Origin of the sequence: Streptococcus salivarius (genome assembly GCF_000785515.1) — a bacterium.
Lineage (GTDB): Bacteria > Bacillota > Bacilli > Lactobacillales > Streptococcaceae > Streptococcus > Streptococcus salivarius.
Genome location: NZ_CP009913.1, coordinates 494,465 through 515,995 on the forward strand (window position 1 = coordinate 494,465; position 21,531 = coordinate 515,995).

The following is a 21,531-nucleotide window of genomic DNA, read 5'->3' on the forward strand; positions in this document are numbered from 1 at the left end:
TATCAGAAAAGGGATATCACTCATGAAAAATACAAGTAAACTCATTGGTATCGTGTCAGCTCTTATTGTAGTTATCCTCGCTGTCTTCTTAGTGACTAAGTTTAATAGTCATGAGTCAGCGCGTGTTAGCACAAGTAGTAGCCCAGCTAAAACGGTTAAGAAATCATCTTCAAGCTCAAGCAAAGCTGTTAAGAAGGATAAGAAAAATTCAAACCCGCATGTAAAAAATGAAGACACAGAAGATACAACAGTTGAGGTTAGTGAGCCTTCTGTTGCCAAAGATTCTGCAACTAAAGATACTAATGAAACGGTCTTATCTTCAGGAAGTGTTTCTGAGACTACAAAAGAAAAAACAGGAGAAGAAACACAAACATCATCATTAAATGGGAAGCAACTAAGTTCAGGTGATTATAGTTCAATCGCTGGTACTTGGACAAACTCTCGAGGAGAATTTGTCACAATTTCCCCAGATGGCACAGTACAAAATGGGAGTGGTTATACTTATCATCTCTATTCTGGACATTTAAATAATGGAAATTTTTCAGGAACAATTGCTTCTGATATTGATAGCGCAGCTTTTTGGGCTATTCCTGGAACTGGTAATGGCGATTCAGACCATCTTGTTATTGGTCAAAGTGATGATGCAGAAAATTATCCATTTTATCGTAATTAACATGAAAAAAGATTGCTAGTCAAATAGCAATCTTTTTATATCTTTTTCACTTTTTTCTAATAAAATTACGAATAAATAAGTATGGCTTGCTTCGACTTTCGATTATGACAAAAATTGGACAGTTTATGATTTAAGTGTGAACAAGTCAAATAAATTTGGTATACTAATGGACAAGTGAGAAATATTTAGTAATAATCTGTAAAATACTTGTAATATTTGTCACCTAATGTTACAATCAAGCAGTAACATCAATTCGATAGAGAGAAATAATAATATGAAACGAGCAAAATTTTTACACGAACAACAACGTTTTTCCATTCGTAAATATTCATTTGGGGCAGCATCAGTTCTTTTAGGAGCTAGTTTGGTCTTTGCAGGTCAAGCTTTGGCTGATGAGCGTCATGAGGTTTCAACACCTTCAGATGCCACTTTGCGTGCTACCTCAGATAGTGATGCTGTGACAGCAGCTGATATCTTCAGTGGTGTAGCGACCGATGGGGTAGCATCAAGCGAGAAAGCTAGCCAAGTCTTAACAACTAGCCAAACCGCTAGTGAAACTGCTACTAGCGAGGCTAGAAGTGAAGTCAGTGCCTCACAAACAGCTGATAAAACTTCTGAATCAACAGCTGCCAGCTCAGAAGCAACAAGTGGTACAAATGCTTCATCTGAAAAAGCCACTAACCTTGATGTATCTGCCTTAACGAGAGCAGCTGTCAATACTAGTTTGGCAAGCCAACCAGCTACAACTACAGCAAGCGACCTTCCAAGCCAAGGAACTTATGTTTACAAGGAACGTACAGAGGTTAAGAATCAACCTAAGGTATCTGCCAAGGCTGAATTTTATGTAAATCCAGGGGATAGCGTCCTTTACGATCAAATAGTGACAGCTGATGGTTACCAATGGATTAGCTACAAATCATACTCTGGTGTGCGTCGTTATGCGCCGGTAAAACCTGTGGCAGCTGGTAGTGGTAACGGTAATAGTGGTAATGGGGATGGCAAGCCTTCTAATGGCGCTCAAGCCACAACAGGTGCTTTGGATATCCCAGCGACAGGAACTTACTACTTTACACGTGACACAGATATTAAGAAAGAACCAAAAGCAGACCTCAAACCTACTTTTGTTTTTGGTAAGGGTGACCATGTCATCTATGATAAAGTTTTGACAGCTGATAATCACCAATGGATTTCTTATCTTGGTTATGACTATGTTCGCTACTATGCAGATATTGCAACTTTGACACCTGCCAAAGCTGAAACACCAACTGTTAAACCAACAGAGACTAATCAAGCAAAACCAGAAACTACTGTTGCTGAAAAGCTCCCAGAAAGTGGTACTTATAATGTGACACGTAGCTTGAACGTTAAGAATGAACCTAAGGCTTCTGCAGAAACACTTTATACCTTGGAAAAAGGCTACAAAGTGAACTATGACAAGGTATTGACTGCGGATAACCATCAATGGATTTCTTACATTAGTTACAGTGGTACACGTCGTTATGTGGATATTGCGACTTTGAAAACTACTGAGTCTAAGCCACAAGAAAACCGTGTTTTTGGTAATCTTACAATTAACAACCAAACGTCTAATGGGTTCGATGTTGTCGTAACCAATGTTTCAGGTGGTGGCAAAGAAGTTAAAGAAGTCCGTGTCCCAGTTTGGTCAGATAAGAATGGCCAAGATGACCTTACTTGGTATCATGCCGATAAACAGTCAGATGGAAGCTACAAGGTTCATGTAGACACAGCTAGTCATAAGGGCGATGCTGGTACTTATTCTGTGCATCTTTACTATATGTTAGATGGTAAGAGAACCTATATCACAGAAACTAAAGCTACAGTGCCTCAAGCCACTGAATCTCAAGTGACAGGGAAATTGACCATCAGCAATCAAACCTCTAATGGCTTTGATGTAGTCGTTACTAATGTTTCAGGTGGTGGCAAAGAAGTTAAAGAAGTCCGTGTCCCAATCTGGTCAGATAAGAATGGTCAAGATGACCTTACATGGTACCATGCCGACAAACAATCAGATGGAAGCTACAAGGTTCATGTAGACACAGCTAGTCATAAGGGCGATGCGGGTACTTATTCTGTCCATCTATACTATATGTTGAATGGTAAGAGAACCTATATCACAGAAACTAAAGCTACAGTGCCTCAAGCTACGGAATCCCATGTAACAGGAAAATTGACCATCAGCAACCAAACGTCTAATGGCTTTGGTGTAGTCGTAACTAATGTTTCAGGTGGCGACAAGGAAGTTAAAGAAGTGCGTGTTCCAATCTGGTCAGATAAGAATGGCCAAGACGATCTTACATGGTATCATGCTGATAAACAATCAGATGGAAGCTACAAGGTTCATGTAGACACAGCCAGTCATAAGGGTGACGCTGGTACTTATTCTGTGCATCTTTACTATATGTTGAATGGTAAGAGAACCTATATCACAGAAACTAAAGCTACAGTCCCTCAATCTACTGAAACTCAAGTTACAGGGAAATTGACCAATAACGGTTCTTACTACAGTGTTCGTGGTAAATACGATGATATTATCATTGTCAATAAGAAACATGGTCTTTCTAAGGACTATAACCCAGGTGAAAATCCTACAGCTAAGGCAGCCTTTGTTCGTCTTCGTGACGATATGATTAACCAAGGTTTGAATGTTGGACGTTCATACAGTGGTTTCCGTTCTTATGACTATCAAAAGACTCTTTACGACAACTATGTTAGCCGTGATGGTCAGGCAGCTGCGGACCGTTACTCAGCTCGTCCTGGATATAGCGAACACCAAACTGGATTAGTCTTTGATTTGACCGATAAATCTGGTAATTTGCTTGAAGATTCACGTGCTAGTCAATGGCTTAAAGACAATGCACATAACTATGGCTTTATCGTGCGTTTCCAAGCAGGTAAAGAAGCTTCAACTGGCTACATGCCAGAAGCATGGCACATCCGCTATGTGGGTAAAGAAGCTAAAGACATCCACGATTCAGGTTTGAGTTTGGAAGAATACTTCGGTATCGAAGGTGGAGATTATTCTGCTAGCAGCAAACCTGCTGAAAGCAAACCAGCCACTACAGGTGCTGTCAACCTTCCAGCGACAGGAACTTATACTTTCACAGGTCGTGCGTCAATCAAGGCGGAAGCCAAGGTTTCAAGCCCAGAGTTGGCCTACTATGACAAGGGCATGAGTGTAAACTACGATAAGGTTTTGACAGCCGATGGTCATCAATGGCTTTCATATGTGACAACAAGTGGTGCGCGTCGTTACGTTGATATTGCAACAGTTAAAGCGACAGAAACTAAACCAGAAGTTAAACCAGTTGCTAAGCCAGCGGATAAACCAAATCTCCCTGAATCAGGAACTTATACCTTTACAGGTCGTGCCTCAATTAAGGCAGAAGCTAAGGTTTCAAGTCCAGAGTTGGCCTACTATGACAAAGGTATGACTGTTAACTATGATAAGGTTCTCACAGCCGATGGTCGTCAATGGCTCTCATATGTAACAGCAAGTGGTGCTCGTCGTTACGTTGATATTGCAGCAGCCAAGTCAGAAGCTAAACCAGAAACAAAACCAGTTGCGAAACCAGCGGATAAACCAAGTCTGCCAGAATCAGGAACTTATACCTTCACAGGTCGTGCGTCAATCAAGGCAGAAGCCAAGGTTTCAAGCCCAGAATTGGCTTACTATGACAAGGGCATGACTGTTAACTATGATAAGGTTCTCACAGCCGATGGCCGTCAATGGCTTTCATATGTGACAACAAGTGGTGCTCGTCGTTACGTTGATATTGCAGCAGCTAAGCCAGAAGCAAGTCAACCAGCCGCAAAACCAAGTCTCCCAGAATCAGGGCGTTATACCTTCACAGGACGTGCGTCAATCAAGGCAGAAGCTAAGGTTTCAAGTCCAGAGTTAGCCTACTATGACAAGGGTATGAGTGTTAATTATGACAAAGTTTTGACAGCCGATGGTCACACATGGCTCTCATACATGACAGTGAGCGGTGCTCGTCGTTACGTTGATATTGCTTAATGAAGGAATGAATCAGGTTGGACAATGTGTCCAGCCTTTTTTGATAGCCTTTCTTTATCATGAGATTGAATTTTTCAATTTTTGTGACGTCTTTTGGAGTGCTATAATGGTTAATATAGAATCGAGGTTACTATGAAAATCGCATTGGTACAGATGGATGTTGCTCACGGACAGCCTGTGGAAAATAAAAAGCACGTGAAAGAGATGTTGGAAAGGACGCTTGATGACAATCCCGATGTTATTGTGCTTCCTGAAATGTGGAATACAGGCTATGCTTTAGATGAACTGAATGGGCTTGCAGACAAGGAAGGTTTGGACTCTCAAGAACTCTTGTCTCATTTTGCTAGGAAACATGCTGTGGCTATTATCGGAGGGTCCGTTGCTATTGAGAAGGACGGCAAATTCTACAACACGACCTACGTCTACAATAAGTCTGGGGACCTAATCAATACCTACAGCAAGGTCCATCTCTTTGGCCTCATGGCAGAGGACCAGTACATGTCTGCTGGGTCTTCGGAGTCTGTATTTGAGCTTGATGCTGTGACAGCTGCTAGTGTCATTTGTTATGATATTCGTTTTCCTGAATGGGTGCGAACACAGATGGCACAAGGGGCCAAGGTACTTTTTGTGGTAGCGCAGTGGCCAGAACCTCGTGTGCAGCAATGGGAGATTTTGTTAAAGGCGCGTGCGGTTGAAAATCAAGCTTTTGTAGTTGCTGTTAATCGTGTCGGAACAGGACCAGACGATGTCTTTTCAGGGCATTCTATGGTTATCGATCCACTTGGAAATGTGGTCTTAGAATCCAAGGAGCATGAGGAGGGCATTTTTACGGCCGATATTAATCTTGAAGAGGTAGATAAGGTTCGAGGTCAGATTCCTGTTTTTGAGGATCGTCGCACGGACTTGTATCATTAAGGAGCGTTTATGTTATTTGAAGAATCGGACTTATTGAAGGCATTGCCAGAACAGTTTTTTGCAGGTTTGGTTGCTAAGGTTAATGCCAAGGTGGCGGAAGGAGCAGATGTTATCAATCTCGGTCAAGGCAATCCCGACCAACCGACCTATGACCATATTGTTGAGGCGCTGTGTCTTTCAGCGAAAAATCCTGCTAGCCATAAGTATTCACAGTTTCGAGGCAATCGTCCTTTTAAGGAAGCAGCTGCTAGTTTTTACAGGAAACATTATGGGGTCGATTTGGATGCAGAGCGTGAGATTTGTGTCATGGGTGGAGCTAAAATTGGACTAGTGGAATTGCCTCTAGCTTTGATGAATCCTGGCGACCTCTTGCTCTTGCCTGACCCAGGTTATCCAGATTACTTGTCAGGAGTGAGTTTAGGCCGTGTGACCTATGAAACCTTTCCTTTGACGGCTGAAAATGATTTCTTGCCAGATCTGGATGCCATTCCAGAGGAGACAGCTCGCCGTGCTAAGTTTATCTATATCAATTATCCGAATAATCCGACGGGGGCTGTGGCGACTAAGGCTTTTTATGAAAAGTTAGTTGCCTGGGCTAAGACCTACGAAGTAGGTGTGGTGAGTGATTTAGCCTATGGAGCTTTGGGTTATCAGGGCTATGAGAATCCTAGCTTCTTGTCAACGCCTGGTGCTAAAGATGTGGGCATTGAGTTCTATACTTTCTCGAAAACCTTCAATATGGCTGGTTGGCGTCTGGCCTTTGCGGCTGGGAATGAGCAAATGATTGAAGCCTTAAATCTGATTCAAGACCATCTTTTTGTGGGAATCTTTCCTGCCTTGCAGGAGGCTGGGATTGCAGCCCTCTCAGACCCTAAATCTGAGGAGGCTGTTGCTCAACTGAATGCGACTTATGATAGCCGTCGAGATGCTTTTGTCCAGGCAGCTGCTAAGATTGGCTGGCAGGCCTTTCCATCCAGAGGTTCTTTCTATGCTTGGATGCCTGTGCCAGAGGGGTATACCAGTGAGAGTTTTGCGGATCTTTTGCTTGAGAAGGCCCATGTTGCTGTGGCACCAGGTAAAGGATTTGGTCTTGCGGGTGACGCTTATGTTCGTATTGGGCTTTTGGTAGAGCCAGAGCGTCTGGTAGAAGCGGTCAATCGTATCGCCAACTTGCATTTATTTAATAACTAGATAGCAATCATGAACCAAGTAGTTGAAAAAGACTGCTTGTTTTTTTTCATGTTAATTTCAATTTTTCTTGACAAATGAATAAAAATACAATAAACTAGTTACATATTTATTCAAAAGGAGTGCATAAATGAAAATTTCAATCGTTGGTATCACTGGTTATAGTGGTTTAGAGTTAGTTAAAATTTTGAATAATCATAAAAAAGTGGAACTTGTTTCTATTCACGCAACCAAGGAAGTGGGCCGACGATTGTCTGATGTGTATCCCTATCTGACAGGTGTTTGTGACTTAGAAATTGAAGCTTACAATGCGGAAAAGATTATGCAAAAGGCGGATCTGGTTTTCTTTGCCACACCTTCAGGAGTCGCTAGTACGCTAGCAGAGGAATTTGTTCTGGCTGATTTTCCTATTATTGATTTGTCTGGCGATCATCGCTTGCCAGCAGATGTTTATCAAGAATGGTATAAAAAATCACCTGCTAAGCACAGTGTTTTGAATAAATTTACATATGCATTATCAGAATATGCAGATGTGAAGGATAAGAAATTTATTGCCAATCCTGGATGCTATGCGACAGCGACAGAGTTAGCCTTGATTCCTTTGGTGGCAGTTAGTTTGATTGAGACGGAGAGTGTCATTGTGGATGCTAAGTCTGGTTTAACTGGTGCGGGTAAGGCTTTGAGTGAGTCTAGTCATTTTGTCAATGTTCACGATAATTACGTGACTTATAAACTCAATCATCATCAGCATATTCCTGAGATTGTTCAAACCTTGCAGGTCTTTAATCCGGAAATGCCTGAGATTCAGTTTTCAACGTCGCTTTTACCCGTTAATCGTGGAATCATGGCTACGGTTTATTGTAAGTTGAAGAAGAACGTGACTGTAGCTGATGTAGCTTCAGCATTCACAAAGGCTTATAGTGATAAACTCTTTGTACGTGTGCAAGACAGTTTGCCAGAACTACACAACGTTATTGGATCGAATTTTACAGATATTGGCTTTGCCTATAATGAGAAAACCAATGTTCTGACTGTTATTTCGGTCATTGATAATTTGATCAAGGGTGCTGCTGGACATGCAGTGCAAAATCTCAACCTCATGCAGGGGTGGGATGAGACAGAAGGTTTGCTTCTGACACCGTCATACTTGTAGATGTAAGCATAGAGTTAGGAGAAAAAATATGAAAGTCATTGAAGGAACAATTGCCAGCCCGTTAGGATTCTCAGCAGATGGGCTACATGCAGGATTTAAAAAGAGAAAAATGGATTTTGGTTGGATTGTCTCTGAAAAACCAGCCAGTGTGGCAGGGGTTTACACGACCAATAAGGTTATCGCAGCTCCTTTGATTGTGACCAAGACCTCGGTAAAAAAGGCTGGGAAAATGAAGGCCATCGTTGTAAACTCAGGTGTAGCCAATTCTTGTACAGGGACTCAAGGATTGGAGGATGCTTACACCATGCAGGAGTGGACCGCTGAAAAGTTAGGTGTTGAACCAGATTTGGTTGGTGTGGCTTCTACAGGGATTATCGGTGAGTTGCTACCAATGGATACACTGAAAAACGGTTTTTCCAAGTTAGTGGTTAATGGTAATGCTGATGATTTTGCTAAGGCGATTTTGACGACAGATACAGCAACTAAGACTATTGCTGTGACGGAGACTTTTGGTCGTGATGTTGTCACTATGGCTGGTGTCGCTAAGGGTTCAGGCATGATTCACCCGAATATGGCAACCATGCTTGGGTTTATTACTTGTGATGCCAATATTTCTAGTGACACCCTTCAATTAGCCTTGAGCCAAAATGTGGAAAAGACCTTTAATCAGATTACAGTTGATGGGGATACATCAACTAATGATATGGTTCTTGTCATGTCAAATGGTTGCACGCTCAATGAAGAGATTCTGCCAGGTACACCAGAATTTGATAAGTTTTCAAAAATGCTTAATTTCGTGATGCAAGAACTGGCTAAGAAAATTGCCAAGGATGGTGAAGGTGCCAATAAACTCATCCAAGTTGATGTGGTTAATGCCCCTAATGCCCTTGATGCTCGTATGATGGCAAAATCTGTTGTCGGTTCAAGCCTGGTCAAAACAGCCATTTTTGGTGAAGATCCTAACTGGGGGCGTATTCTAGCTGCTGTTGGTTATGCCGGTGTGGACGTTCCTGTGGACAATGTTGATATTATGCTTGGCGGTCTAGCAGTCATGCTAGCCTCTAGTCCTGTGACCTTTGATGATGAGGAAATGAAAGACATCATGCATGAGGATGAAGTGACCATTACGGTAGATCTTCATGCTGGACATGAAAAAGGAACCGCTTGGGGTTGTGATCTTTCTTACGATTACGTTAAGATTAATGCCCTCTATCACACTTAGACTATCTAAGGAAAAGGAGTTAACTGATGACTACTGAATATATTGTAATTAAGATTGGTGGAGTAGCCAGTAAACAGCTAACTCCTGAGATACTGACCAGACTGTCAGAATGGCAGCAGGCTGGTCAAAAAATAATCATCATCCATGGGGGTGGTTTTGCTATTAATCAGCTGATGGAGGAGAATCATATTCCAATTCACAAGGTCAATGGTCTTCGTGTGACTGGTCAGTCAGATATGGCCTTGATTAGAGAAGCTTTGGTTGACATAGTTGGGAAAAACTTAGCAGGTGAGCTGACAACTGCAGGTTTGCCAGCCTATCAGGTCATAGATGAGCTTCCGGACCTTGTTCATGCTGATTTCTTAGATCAAGAGACCTATGGTTTTGTGGGTGAAGTCAAAAACATCACTAATCAAACCCTAGTGACCCTCCTATCTCAAGGCAAACTTCCCTTGATTCCTAGTCTAGGCTATAGTGAGCAGGGGGATTTGCTCAATATCAATGCCGATTACCTTGCTAGAGCTGTGGCAATTAGTCTAGGTGCCAAAAAACTTATCCTCATGACAGATGTCAAAGGAGTTTTAGAGAATGGTCAGGTTTTGGAACAGCTGAACTTTGTGGACGTTCAGAAAAAAATAGATTCAGGTGTGATAACTGGAGGCATGATTCCTAAAATTCAAAGTGCTGCTCAGACAGTTCAAGCTGGTGTCGAGCAGGTCATTATTGGTGATAACCTGACAGACGGTACCATAATCAAGGAGTAAACAATGACAAAACTATTTTCAAATTATAAGCGGGCAGCGATTGATTTTGCTTCGTCTCAGGGCAATTATTTGACGGATACAGATGGCAAGACCTACTTGGATTTTTCATCAGGTATCGGGGTAACCAATCTGGGTTACCATCCCCATGTCAATCAGGCTTTGACAGAACAGGTGGGGAAGATTTTGCACCAGCCTAATCTTTATCACAATCAGTTGCAAGAAGATGTTGCTGACCTTTTAATTGGTGACAAGGACTATCTGGCCTTTTTCTGTAACAGTGGTGCAGAGGCCAATGAGGCAGCCATCAAAATCGCCCGTAAGGCTTCAGGTAAACAAGAAATCATTACCTTCCAAAATTCCTTCCATGGTCGAACGTTTGAATCTATGTCTGCCACTGGTCAGGATAAAATCAAACAAGGTTTTGGTGAAGGTGTGCCCCACTTTAGCTATGCTATTTTCAATGACATAGACAGTGTCAAGGCCCTAGCTAGTGAAGGAACTGCAGCTATTATGCTGGAGTTGGTTCAAGGGGAATCAGGTGTGCAACCTGCGGATCAGGACTTTATTAAGGATTTATCTGATTTTTGTAAGGAGACAGGTATTTACCTCATTGTAGATGAGGTTCAGACAGGAATTGGTCGTACTGGTAAGCTCTTTGCTTATGAGCACTACGATATTGAACCAGATATCTTTACTCTGGCCAAAGGTTTGGCCAATGGGGTGCCAGTTGGAGCCATGCTTGCCAAGTCCTCCCTTGGGGCAGCTTTTTCTTACGGAAGTCATGGCTCTACCTTTGGAGGAAACAAACTGGCCATGGCGGCTGCCAAGGCTACGCTTGAAGTTATGTTGGCTCCAGGATTTCTGGATACTGCTCTTGAAAATGGAAACAAGCTACAAGCACAATTGCAGGCAGCTTTATCTGATAAAGAGACAGTTACCACTGTACGTGGTTTGGGCTATATGATTGGGATTGAGACCACTGGCGATTTGGGAGAATTGGTTCAGGCAGCTAGAGATAAAGGGTTGATTGTCTTAACTGCAGGGACAAATGTGATTCGTCTTTTGCCACCAATCACCCTAAGTGATACTGAAATCGAAAAGGGTGTGGCTATCCTATCAGAAATATTTGACTAGAACATAAAAATCACTTGATTCTTGAATCAAGTGATTTCTTTTACTCATTGTCAGTAGCAATCTCGCTGAGAAGTCCTTTAGCTGTTGTTGTTGGCAGAATACGGACACGATTAAGTGAGAGGAGACCATCCTTGGCACTAGCTAGCCCTTCGTTAGTTGTCAGTCCTAACTTGTATGTTTTCTTAGCTAGGTCCAGTGTCGTTTGATTGTAGCGACCTGATGGGTAGGCAATGGTATTGACCTTGGTATTGAGTTTGTTTTCAAGGAAGTCAATAGAATCCGTTAATTCAACCTTTTGTGTTGCCTTGTCAGTGGCTGATAAATCAGGGTGGTTAACCGTATGAGACTGGAAGCTCATGCCGTGCGCCATCATTTCTTTCATCTGCTTGACGGTAAGATTTCCAGCATTTCCTTTCTTAACGAAGCCAGTGATCACATTGTTGGTTGCCTTAGCCTTATATTTTTTGAGAATCGGATAGGCAATCGTATAGAAGTCTTCGTTACCATCATCAAAGGTCAGCCAAACAACCTTCTTAGCAGGCAAGGCATTTTCGGTGAAGGCTTTATAGGCTTCTTCAGGCGTTAGGAAATAGTAGCCTGCCTTGGCCAAGGCCTTGATTTGTGCCTCGAAGAGGTCTGGGTCAACGATAAGGTTGGCGTTAGAAGCTTCAGAAGGATCCATGACGTGTACAGCATGATACATCAGGATAGGGATTTGGACAGGCTCGTCATAGGTTTTCCATTTAGCTGTCGTCTTAGACTGACTGGTTTGAGACTGTTGTTGGTTGCTTTTCGACTGGTTTGGTCGGTTTAACATAAAAACTGCCAGTAAGCCAAGAAGGACTAGGTTTAGGAAAAGCAGAAGAAGGTTCAGTTTCTTTCTGTTAGCGTTAGTTGAATTTTTCTTTTGAGAAGTCATTGTATCCCCTTTCAAATAGGTCTAGCTATTATTCTAACAAAAATGGAGTGGAAATGCACAGAATTTTCAGTAAAAAAGAATACTTAGCTCCTTAAATGGCAACAATATTCTGTCAATTCCGATAGAAATATGTTACAATTAAAAAAATGTATGTTTTTAAGGAGAAATCGTAAATGTCTATTAAAATTGGATTGCTTGGCTTTGGTACAGTAGCTAGCGGTATTCCCTTCCTCTTGAAGGAAAATGGTGAAAAGGTTCTTGCAGCCTCACGTGACCAACTCGAAATTGCAAAAGTTTTGGTTAAAGATGACGAGGAAAAAAATCGTCTTATCGCTGCAGGCAACGACTACAATTTTGTCACAAATGTTGACGAAATCCTTAACGATGATGAGATTCAAATCGTTGTTGAATTGATGGGTCGTATCGAGCCAGCTCGTACCTTTATCACAAAAGCACTTGAAGCAGGTAAAAACGTTGTTTCTGCCAACAAAGACTTGATTGCTACTCACGGTAAAGAGTTGATTTCTCTTGCCCAAGATAAGGGTGTAGCTTTCTACTATGAAGCTGCCGTTGCCGGTGGTATTCCAATTTTGCGTACTTTGGCTAATTCTTTGACATCTGACAAGGTGACACGTATCCTTGGTGTGCTCAACGGAACATCTAACTTTATGATGACTAAGATGGTTGACGAAGGTTGGTCATATGAGGATGCTCTTAAGACTGCCCAAGAACTTGGTTATGCTGAAAGTGATCCAACCAACGACGTTGAAGGTATTGATGCTGCTTATAAAGCTGTTATCCTTAGCCAATTTGGTTTTGGTGCCACAATTGATTTCGACGATGTGACTCACAAGGGGATTACAAACATCTCTACTGATGATGTAGCTGTCGCTCAAGAATTGGGCTATGTCATCAAATTGGTTGGTGATGTGCGTGAAGTAGAATCAGGTATCTCTGCAGAAGTATCACCAACATTCTTGCCAAAAAATCACCCACTTGCTAGTGTCAACGATGTTATGAATGCAGTCTTTGTTGAATCTATCGGTATTGGTGAATCAATGTACTACGGTCCAGGTGCTGGTCAAAAACCAACAGCAACATCTGTTTTGGCAGACATTATCCGTATTGCTCGTCGTCTTTCAGATGGCAATGTTGGTAAACCATTCAACGAGTTCCGTCGCGACTTGCCATTGGCTAATCCAGCGGACGTTAAGAGCAACTACTACTTTGCCCTTGATACGCCAGACGAAAAAGGAAAAATCCTTCACTTGTCTGAAATCTTCAACTCAGAAGATATTTCATTTGAACAAGTCTTGCAACAAAAAGCAAATGGCACAACAGCTCGTATCGTTGTGATTACACATGCTATGTCTAAAACACAACTCAAAGCTGTTACTGAAAAACTTGAAGCAGCAGAAGACTTCACTGTTGTCAACACATTGAAAGTTTTGTCTAACTAATTGATAAGCCCATACTGGTGCATATAAGAAAGGTATTCAAGGAGAAAAGTCGCTGATGACTTTCCTCCTTTTGGTGTATTATTATGAAAATTACTGTCCCAGCAACATCTGCCAATATTGGTCCAGGTTTTGACTCTGTGGGTGTTGCCGTTTCTAAATATTTGACAATCGAGGTGCTTGAACCAGCGGATGCATGGCATATCGAACATGATTTAGGCGATATTCCCTCAGATGAAAATAACCTCCTCATTTCAACAGCCTTGCAAGTGAAGTCTGATTTGCAGCCTCATAAATTGGTGATGACATCAGATATTCCCTTGGCGCGTGGTCTCGGTTCTTCAAGTTCTGTTATTGTCGCAGGAATCGAGTTGGCCAATCAATTGGCAGACTTGAAGCTCTCAGACGATGATAAACTTGATATTGCGACCAAGATTGAAGGTCACCCAGACAATGTTGCTCCAGCTATTTTTGGAAATCTTGTTGTGGCATCTTATGTGGACGAACATGTTAATAGCATCGTTACAGAGTTTCCAGAATGTGCCTTTGTAGCTTTCATTCCGAGCTATGAACTTAAGACGTCTGATTCACGTGGGGTGCTTCCAAGTGACTTGTCTTACAAAGAAGCTGTAGCTGCATCATCTATTGCCAACGTTGCCATTGCTGCCCTCTTTGCAGGTGATTTAGTTAAGGCGGGACGTGCTATCCAAGGAGATATGTTCCACGAACGCTACCGTCAAAAACTGGTTAAAGAATTTGCGACTATTAAGGAATTATCAGGCCAATACGGTGCTTATGCGACCTATCTCTCAGGTGCTGGTCCAACAGTTATGACCTTGACACCAAATGATCAGGCTGAGGCTCTTAAAACGGCTATTGATGGTCTTGGTTTAGATGGTGAAACCTTCATCCTATCTGTGGATAAAGCAGGTGTTGTCGTTGACTAGAAAAAATCAAGGGCTACTCTTTGGTCTAGCAACCTATATTCAATGGGGATTTTTATCCCTTTTTTGGAAGCTTCTAGCAGGTGTTTTGGCTTATAACACCTTTTCATGGCGGATTGTTTTTACTGTAGTGACTATGTTAGTCTATGCCCTAGTTGCTAAGCAAATTACACGTTTCAAAGGTGAGTTAGTCGAACTTTGGCAGGATAAGAAAGTCTTACTTCGCATGCTACTTGCCAGCTTTCTCATAGCGGCTAACTGGTTGATTTATATCTATGCTGTGGGTCATGGGCAAGCGACGCAGGCTAGCCTAGGCTATTACATTATGCCTATTGTTTCTATCTTGTTTGCTCTTATTTTTCTTCGTGAATCTCTGAGCAGAACCATGTGGGTAGCAGTAGTCTTAGCTTTTATAGGGGTCTTAGTCCTTGTTGCCAACACAGGAAAACTTCCCATGGTTTCTTTGGGATTGGCCCTGAGCTTTGGTTTCTACGGTCTCATCAAAAAAGGGGTTAAGCTCTCCAGTGACGTAGCTATGCTAGTAGAAAGTGGATTCCTACTACCTTTTGTAGCTATCTATCTCATTTTCTTTTCTCCAGAATCATTTTCGTCCTATTCGAGCATGGAAATGTTTCTCCTAGCCATTTCAGGTATGGTGACTGCCGTTCCTTTGCTTTGCTTCTCGGAAGCAGTCAAAAGGGCACCGCTTAACCTTATCGGTTTCATCCAGTATCTTAATCCTACCATTCAACTTCTCGTAGCCATTCTCATTTTTGGTGAGGCGGTCAGCTTTGGAGAATTGAAAGGCTTCATCTTTATCTGGATAGCCATCCTAGTCTTTGTAACTGGCCAAATAGTAACATTTCGTAGAAGTTCCTGATAGCTATCGGGAACTTTTTATAATGTCGACCTAAAAATGAGCCAAGTTTATCTGACAATTTTAGAACTTTAAGATATAATAGTAGTATTAGATTAAAATAGCGGAGAATTTTATGCGAAAAATGAAAAAGCTAGTGAGCTACCTGCTTCTGCTCGCTATCCCAGTTGCCATTGCTGCAGGCCTGTTTGTCTTTAACGGTTCAGGTTATCGCTTGTCAGAACAAGATGCAGCAGACATTGCATACAAAAATGCAGGTGTCAAAACTTCTGAGATCTCTCAATCAACAGTTTCAAAAGCACGTTCTGGGCTTCACGGAAGTTATGAGATTAGTTTCACAACGTCAGACAACCATTTTGAGTATACGATTGACGGTCAGTCAGGATCTATTTTGAAACATAAGAGTGACCATCCAACATCTAAGGATGAGGATGATACTCAAAAAAGTGAAGAGCCTAAAGACGAGACTCAACCTAGCGAAAGCAAGGAAGAGACAGCAGTATCTAAAGAAACTGCGCAAACGACAGCTCTTAACCATGCTGGCCTAGCTGAAGGTTCTGTGACCAACTTGAAAACGGACTTGAAGACTGAAGGAGACGGTAAGGTCTACAATATCAGCTTTGATTATGCAGCTAGTGGTCTACGTTATAAATACGCGGTAAATGCTGATTCAGGAGCTATCGTAGCTTATACAACTGAGTATCTGACAGGGGCTGCGACTCCTGCTCAGTAGGTCGCAGATAGAGTGAAAAGCTCTCCTTATTATTGAGGAAAATCCTTGCAATTTCTCTGAAATGGTGTAAACTTAAAGTGAAAACGGTAACAGTAGTTGTAAAAGTTGCCGTAGAATCAAGGAGGCTTTGACCATGAAAGAATTCCAAGCATTTAAAGACACGCTTAGCAATAAGGCTCTCAAAGCCATTTACGAAGAAAGTAAATTGGAAGTTCAAGACGAAACAACTGAAGGTACAGAAGCCTTCTCACTAGCCTTGGCAACCCAAATGGCTATCAATCTACTTGAAAGCTATGAAAAATGGCTAAAAGAAGAAAGAGCTAAGGAAGAAAAATAAGATACAATCCTTGTCGGAAGATAGGGATTTTTCTTATGAAAATAAAAAATGAAGCATTGTATTTCTGTTTCAAGGTGGAATCTGTAGTCTGACTGATTGTGATAACATCTTCCCCACAATTTCATTTGTCTTGAGATTAAAAATGTGATAGAATAAGACCATTCAGAGGTGCTTTGAAGTCCATTTGTCACAGGAAGCGGTGGTATTGAGAAATCCGCACAAATGTCAAAGCTGGTTGCTGATGGTCAAATTGAATCAAGAAAGCTGTGAGTGGTTACCACTCAAAACTGGGTGGTACCGCGGATACACATTCGTCCCTGTCATATTATGGCAGGGATTTTCTATATCTTTTAAAGAACCAAGACCGAAGGTCGCAGGTGGATTTAGAGATATTGATGCAGACGGAGCGAAAGCGAAGTCTACGTTCCTATCCAAGGAGGGTGACATGAAGCAATCTTTTGAGACCAGTAAATTGTATTATGGTTTTCCCATTTTTATCTTGGGTTACCAGGACCAAACATACGGCTATAATGTGACGACTTGTAGCTCTTCCTATAGTCTAGGAGATTGGCTGGTCATCGGGGTTGGTAGCGAGGAAAATGCGGCAGACCAGATTAAACATTATCAGAAATTTACGGTTAATATCCCTGATGAAAACCTCATGCTAGAGATGGAACAGGCTGGTTTTATTAGTCATCGTGAGAAGATTGCTAAACTTGGCTTGGATTTCCGACTTTCTGAACTGACACAAGCACCTATTTTGGATCCTTGTCCAGTCGTTTTGGATTGTAAGGTAGACAGAATTATAGAGGAAGATGGTATCTGTCATATCTTTGCTAAGATTCTAGACCGTCTGGCTGAATCTGATTTGTTGGATGATAAGGGCCATTTTAAAAATGACCGCTTTGCACCGACTTACTTTATGGGTGATGGTCATAAGCGTGTCTATCGCTATCTAGATGACCGAGTCGACCCCATGGGAAGCTTCATCAAGAAAGCGAGGAAGAAGGATGACAAGAGCTGAATTGCCAGAACGAATCGAAACGGAGCGTCTTCTTTTACGAGTCCGAACAGTGGCGGATGCTGAGGATATCTTTGTGACTGTCTGATATACGTCTTGCTAAATAGTGAGTGGGAGAAGGAGAAATGAAATGGATTGTTATCTTATTGCTTGTACTTCTAATTTCTTACTTTTATAAAAAAGAAAAAAATAAAGAGAAAAAGTTGAATATTAGTTATTCTAATGAAATTATCCCAAATACTAATTATGAAGTATCTCCAATAAACGAGGAATTTTTAGCTCTAATGCCTAAAATTGAGTTCTTACCTACAGAGATTAATCTTGATGAAAAAAACTATGCATGAGATTTCAGATGGAAATGTTGTAGCGAAATTAGATGCTCTTGTGCCTCAAATTGTTCAAAAATTCAACAATCATGTCAAAAATAAATCTATTAAAGAGTTATTAAATCAAGTCAAAGAAGGTAATATCTATCAAGTAGTTATCCCACCTGGAGCAAAACTTTACGATTCGAAAGAATTACAGGGAGCTTTTCGTGGTGGTTACAACATAAATAACAAACTTGCAGGTCAAGCCAATCTTATTCCAATAGATGCTGAAGAAATAACAGCTATCTCAAATACAGTAGCTGATGTAATGAATATTTCCTCCATGGTTGTAGGTCAATATTATATGGCTCAAATTGATACTAAAATGGCGGAAATGCAGGAAGGAATAGATAAAATATATGATTTTCAACAGACTGAATTTAAAGCTAGAATAATAGCTTTAATAGGAAAAGTTGGTAACATTTCCAAATTTAATATCGAAATCATTGAGAATGATGAATTGAGAAAACGTTCTTTAGATGACTTGAATCGATATAGGGATGATGCAGTTGAATTATTACAACAAGTCAATTTAACAATAGAAAATATCGTATCTAAAGGTCACAACTCTGAATTCAATAAATACCAAGAAAGTATTGATGATCTTGATAGACTGATTAGATTTCAACAATACTTGCTCTCAATTTTAGAAGAAATTGGACGATTAATTTATCTATTAAACAAGGGTACCGTATCTTCTGATCATTGTTATTCTTTATATAACATTTATATTGAACAATCTACGGATGCTAGAAATTTATTAAATCAATGGCATGATGAGAGCATCAAAACATTTGCACTTGATTTGGATAATAAGAGATATGCTAAACAAGGTTGGGAAGGATTATTATTCGAAATCCCTGGAATGATTATCAATGATTGGAAATATAATGAAATCCCTGATTCTGTAATCACACAAATTTATAAACAACTAGATAATTCACTTGAGATAAAAAATACAACTGAGAATTTACTAGAAAAAGAAACTAAAATAATATCAAAAGACGGTAAATATTATTATTTAACAGAATAAAAGGAGGACACACACATGTCTAAAGAACTTTCACCTAAATACAATCCAGCCGAGGTTGAGGCTGGTCGTTACCAAAAATGGCTTGATGAGGATGTTTTCAAGCCTTCTGGCGATAAAAAGGCTAAGCCTTATTCAATCGTCATTCCACCACCAAACGTAACTGGGAAACTTCACCTTGGTCACGCTTGGGATACAACTTTGCAAGATATCATTATCCGTCAAAAACGTATGCAAGGTTTCGATACGCTTTGGCTTCCAGGTATGGACCACGCAGGGATTGCTACTCAAGCCAAGGTTGAAGCTCGTTTGGCTGAAGACGGCATCTCTCGTTATGACCTTGGCCGTGAAAAATTCCTCGATAAGGTTTGGGAATGGAAAGACGAGTATGCCTCAACTATCAAGCAACAATGGGGTAAGATGGGACTCTCTGTAGACTACTCTCGTGAGCGTTTCACACTTGACGAAGGTCTTTCAAAAGCGGTTCGTAAGGTTTTTGTAGAGCTTTACAAAAAAGGTTGGATTTACCGTGGTGAATTTATCATCAACTGGGATCCAAAAGCTCGTACAGCCCTTTCTGATATCGAGGTTATTCACAAGGATGTCGAAGGTGCCTTCTACCACATGAACTACATGTTGGAAGACGGTTCACGTGCCCTTGAAGTAGCAACAACTCGTCCTGAGACTATGTTTGGGGATACTGCCGTAGCGGTTAACCCAAATGACGACCGTTATAAAGACTTGATTGGTAAAAATGTTATCTTGCCAATCTTGAATAAACCAATTCCAATCGTTGGAGACGAACACGCAGACCCTGAATTTGGTACGGGTGTGGTTAAAATCACTCCTGCCCACGACCCTAATGACTTCTTGGTTGGTCAACGCCATAACTTGCCACAAGTTAACGTTATGAATGATGACGGTACCATGAATGAATTGGCTGGTGAATTCAACGGTATGGACCGCTTTGAGGCACGTAAGGCTGTTGTTAAGAAATTGGAAGAAATCGGTGCCCTTGTTGAAATCGAAAAGATGACTCACTCAGTTGGTCACTCAGAGCGTACAGGTGTGCCAGTTGAGCCACGCTTGTCTACACAATGGTTCGTTAAGATGGATCAATTGGCGAAGAATGCCATTGCTAACCAAGACACAGACGATAAGGTTGATTTCTACCCACCTCGTTTCAACGATACCTTCCTCCAATGGATGGAAAATGTCCACGACTGGGTAATCTCTCGTCAGCTCTGGTGGGGTCACCAAATTCCTGCTTGGTACAATGCTGAGGGTGAAATGTACGTTGGTGAAGAAGCACCAGAAGGTGACGGATGGAAACAAGACGAAGATGTCTTGGATACTTGGTTCAGTTCTGCCCTCTGGCCATTCTCAACTATGGGTTGGCCTGATGTGGAAGCAGAAGACTTCAAACGTTACTTCCCAACTTCAACCTTGGTAACAGGTTACGATATCATCTTCTTCTGGGTGTCTCGTATGATCTTCCAATCATTGGAATTCACAGGACGCCAACCATTTAAGAATGTCCTTATCCACGGCCTTATCCGTGACGAGCAAGGACGCAAGATGTCTAAGTCACTCGGTAACGGTATTGACCCAATGGATGTTATCGAGAAATACGGTGCCGATGCCCTTCGTTGGTTCCTTTCAAACGGTTCTGCACCAGGGCAAGACGTGCGCTTCTCTTACGAGAAAATGGATGCGTCATGGAACTTCATTAACAAGATTTGGAACATCTCTCGCTACATCCTCATGAACAATGAAGGGTTGACCTTGGATGCGGCGCGTGAAAATGTAGCTAAAGTGGCTGCTGGTCAAGCAGGTAACGTTACAGACCGTTGGATTCTCCACAACCTTAACGAAACTATCGGAAAAGTCACTGAAAACTTTGATAAGTTCGAATTTGGTGTGGCTGGTCATATTCTCTACAACTTCATCTGGGACGAGTTTGCGGACTGGTATGTTGAGTTGACTAAAGAAGTGCTTTATAGCGATAACGAGGACGAAAAAGTCATCACTCGTTCTGTCCTTCTTTACACCTTGGACCAAATCTTGCGTCTCCTTCACCCAATCATGCCATTCGTAACCGAAGAAATCTATGGCCAAATCTCTGAAGGAACAATCGTGACTGCGGAATACCCAGTAGTTCGTCCAGAGTTTGAAAACGAAGAAGCAGCAGCTGGTGTAGAAGCCCTTAAAGATGTGATTCGTTCAGTACGTAACTCTCGTGCAGAAGTGAACGTAGCTCCAAGCAAACCAATCACCATCTTGATCAAGACTAGTGATAGCAAGCTCGATGCCTTCTTCAATGACAATGTCAACTACATCAAACGCTTCACAAACCCAGAACACTTGGAAATTGCAGCAGATGTCGAAGTACCTGACTTGGTTATGTCAAGCATCATCACAGGCGCAGAAATCTACTTGCCACTCGCTGACCTTCTTAATGTCGAAGAAGAATTGGCCCGTCTTGAAAAAGAATTGGCTAAATGGCAAAAAGAACTGGATATGGTTGGTAAGAAACTCTCTAACGAGCGCTTCGTAGCCAATGCCAAACCAGAAGTCGTCCAAAAAGAACGCGACAAACAAGAAGATTACCAAGCTAAATACGATGCGACAGTCGTACGTATTGAAGAAATGAAGAAATTGGTGTAATATTTTAATGATATAAAGTGACCATTTAGTCTAATCGCTTGTGAGTTTGACTTGCAATGTATACTAAATGGTTTTTTTAGTTAAATTTTATAT

The 21,531-nt window shown here is 41.4% G+C and carries 18 protein-coding genes and 1 pseudogene; 18 read left to right on the top strand and 1 reads right to left on the bottom strand.

From position 1 onward, the window contains the following. Positions 1–22: 22 nt before the first annotated feature. From SSAL8618_RS02500 to SSAL8618_RS02535, 8 genes are all read left to right on the top strand, one after another. Positions 23–673 carry a DUF6287 domain-containing protein gene (locus SSAL8618_RS02500; RefSeq protein ID WP_038675440.1) on the top strand — a complete coding sequence of 217 codons (651 nt, stop codon included), beginning with the start codon at positions 23–25 and terminating at the stop codon, positions 671–673. 274 nt (positions 674–947) lie between these two features. Next, complete coding sequence (gene ldcB, locus SSAL8618_RS02505) at positions 948–4,709, top strand: LD-carboxypeptidase LdcB/DacB (RefSeq protein ID WP_038675442.1); 3,762 nt, start codon at positions 948–950, stop codon at positions 4,707–4,709. 132 nt (positions 4,710–4,841) lie between these two features. Next, positions 4,842–5,624 (top strand): carbon-nitrogen family hydrolase, encoded by a 783-nt coding sequence (locus tag SSAL8618_RS02510; RefSeq protein ID WP_038675444.1) that lies wholly within the window; start codon positions 4,842–4,844, stop codon positions 5,622–5,624. 9 nt (positions 5,625–5,633) lie between these two features. Further along, a complete protein-coding gene (locus SSAL8618_RS02515; protein ID WP_038675446.1) occupies positions 5,634–6,815 on the top strand; it encodes a pyridoxal phosphate-dependent aminotransferase in 1,182 nt (393 codons plus the stop codon). Positions 6,816–6,942: 127 nt separating this feature from the next. Next, complete coding sequence (gene argC, locus SSAL8618_RS02520) at positions 6,943–7,965, top strand: N-acetyl-gamma-glutamyl-phosphate reductase (protein ID WP_038675447.1); 1,023 nt, start codon at positions 6,943–6,945, stop codon at positions 7,963–7,965. 28 nt (positions 7,966–7,993) lie between these two features. Then, a complete protein-coding gene (gene argJ / locus SSAL8618_RS02525) occupies positions 7,994–9,187 on the top strand; it encodes a bifunctional glutamate N-acetyltransferase/amino-acid acetyltransferase ArgJ (RefSeq protein WP_038675450.1) in 1,194 nt (397 codons plus the stop codon). Between the two features lie 26 nt (positions 9,188–9,213). Beyond that, complete coding sequence (gene argB / locus SSAL8618_RS02530; RefSeq protein ID WP_038675452.1) at positions 9,214–9,951, top strand: acetylglutamate kinase; 738 nt, start codon at positions 9,214–9,216, stop codon at positions 9,949–9,951. 3 nt (positions 9,952–9,954) lie between these two features. After that, positions 9,955–11,085: an acetylornithine transaminase gene (locus SSAL8618_RS02535; protein WP_038675454.1), complete on the top strand. Its 1,131-nt coding sequence runs from the start codon at positions 9,955–9,957 to the stop codon at positions 11,083–11,085. 40 nt (positions 11,086–11,125) lie between these two features. Here the strand turns inward: SSAL8618_RS02535 and SSAL8618_RS02540 are convergent, their stop codons facing one another. Continuing rightward, complete coding sequence (locus SSAL8618_RS02540; RefSeq protein WP_038675457.1) at positions 11,126–12,004, bottom strand: polysaccharide deacetylase family protein; 879 nt, start codon at positions 12,002–12,004, stop codon at positions 11,126–11,128. Between the two features lie 173 nt (positions 12,005–12,177). On the opposite strand from SSAL8618_RS02540, the gene SSAL8618_RS02545 reads away from it, so the two are divergent. The 10 genes and pseudogenes from SSAL8618_RS02545 to SSAL8618_RS02580 all read left to right on the top strand — a co-directional run bounded on the left by SSAL8618_RS02545 (position 12,178) and on the right by SSAL8618_RS02580 (position 21,438). Continuing rightward, positions 12,178–13,464: a homoserine dehydrogenase gene (locus SSAL8618_RS02545; protein WP_002885943.1), complete on the top strand. Its 1,287-nt coding sequence runs from the start codon at positions 12,178–12,180 to the stop codon at positions 13,462–13,464. A gap of 83 nt (positions 13,465–13,547) precedes the next feature. Further along, positions 13,548–14,408 (top strand): homoserine kinase, encoded by an 861-nt coding sequence (gene thrB / locus SSAL8618_RS02550; RefSeq protein WP_038675459.1) that lies wholly within the window; start codon positions 13,548–13,550, stop codon positions 14,406–14,408. Beyond that, a complete protein-coding gene (rarD, locus tag SSAL8618_RS02555) occupies positions 14,401–15,285 on the top strand; it encodes an EamA family transporter RarD (protein ID WP_038675461.1) in 885 nt (294 codons plus the stop codon). The genes thrB and rarD overlap by 8 nt, the downstream gene beginning before the upstream one ends. 112 nt (positions 15,286–15,397) lie before the next feature. Beyond that, complete coding sequence (locus SSAL8618_RS02560; RefSeq protein WP_038675463.1) at positions 15,398–16,015, top strand: PepSY domain-containing protein; 618 nt, start codon at positions 15,398–15,400, stop codon at positions 16,013–16,015. Between the two features lie 133 nt (positions 16,016–16,148). Next, the gene (locus tag SSAL8618_RS02565) at positions 16,149–16,352 is read left to right on the top strand and encodes a hypothetical protein (protein WP_002886082.1); all 204 of its coding nucleotides are present in this window, start codon (positions 16,149–16,151) and stop codon (positions 16,350–16,352) included. A 445-nt stretch (positions 16,353–16,797) separates the two neighbouring features. Continuing rightward, the gene (locus SSAL8618_RS02570) at positions 16,798–17,376 is read left to right on the top strand and encodes a flavin reductase family protein (protein ID WP_038675464.1); all 579 of its coding nucleotides are present in this window, start codon (positions 16,798–16,800) and stop codon (positions 17,374–17,376) included. Further along, a pseudogene (locus SSAL8618_RS10720) lies at positions 17,363–17,449 on the top strand (GNAT family N-acetyltransferase); the annotation flags it as partial. The gene SSAL8618_RS02570 and the pseudogene SSAL8618_RS10720, both read left to right, overlap by 14 nt. A gap of 49 nt (positions 17,450–17,498) precedes the next feature. Next, entirely contained in the window at positions 17,499–17,717 is a 219-nt protein-coding gene (locus tag SSAL8618_RS10780) for a hypothetical protein (RefSeq protein ID WP_257001918.1), read from the top strand. Next, positions 17,698–18,774, top strand: coding sequence for a hypothetical protein (locus tag SSAL8618_RS02575; protein WP_257001919.1), 1,077 nt, complete (start codon positions 17,698–17,700; stop codon positions 18,772–18,774). The genes SSAL8618_RS10780 and SSAL8618_RS02575 overlap by 20 nt, the downstream gene beginning before the upstream one ends. Positions 18,775–18,789: 15 nt before the next feature. After that, the gene (locus SSAL8618_RS02580) at positions 18,790–21,438 is read left to right on the top strand and encodes a valine--tRNA ligase (RefSeq protein ID WP_038675466.1); all 2,649 of its coding nucleotides are present in this window, start codon (positions 18,790–18,792) and stop codon (positions 21,436–21,438) included. Positions 21,439–21,531: the final 93 nt, after the last annotated feature.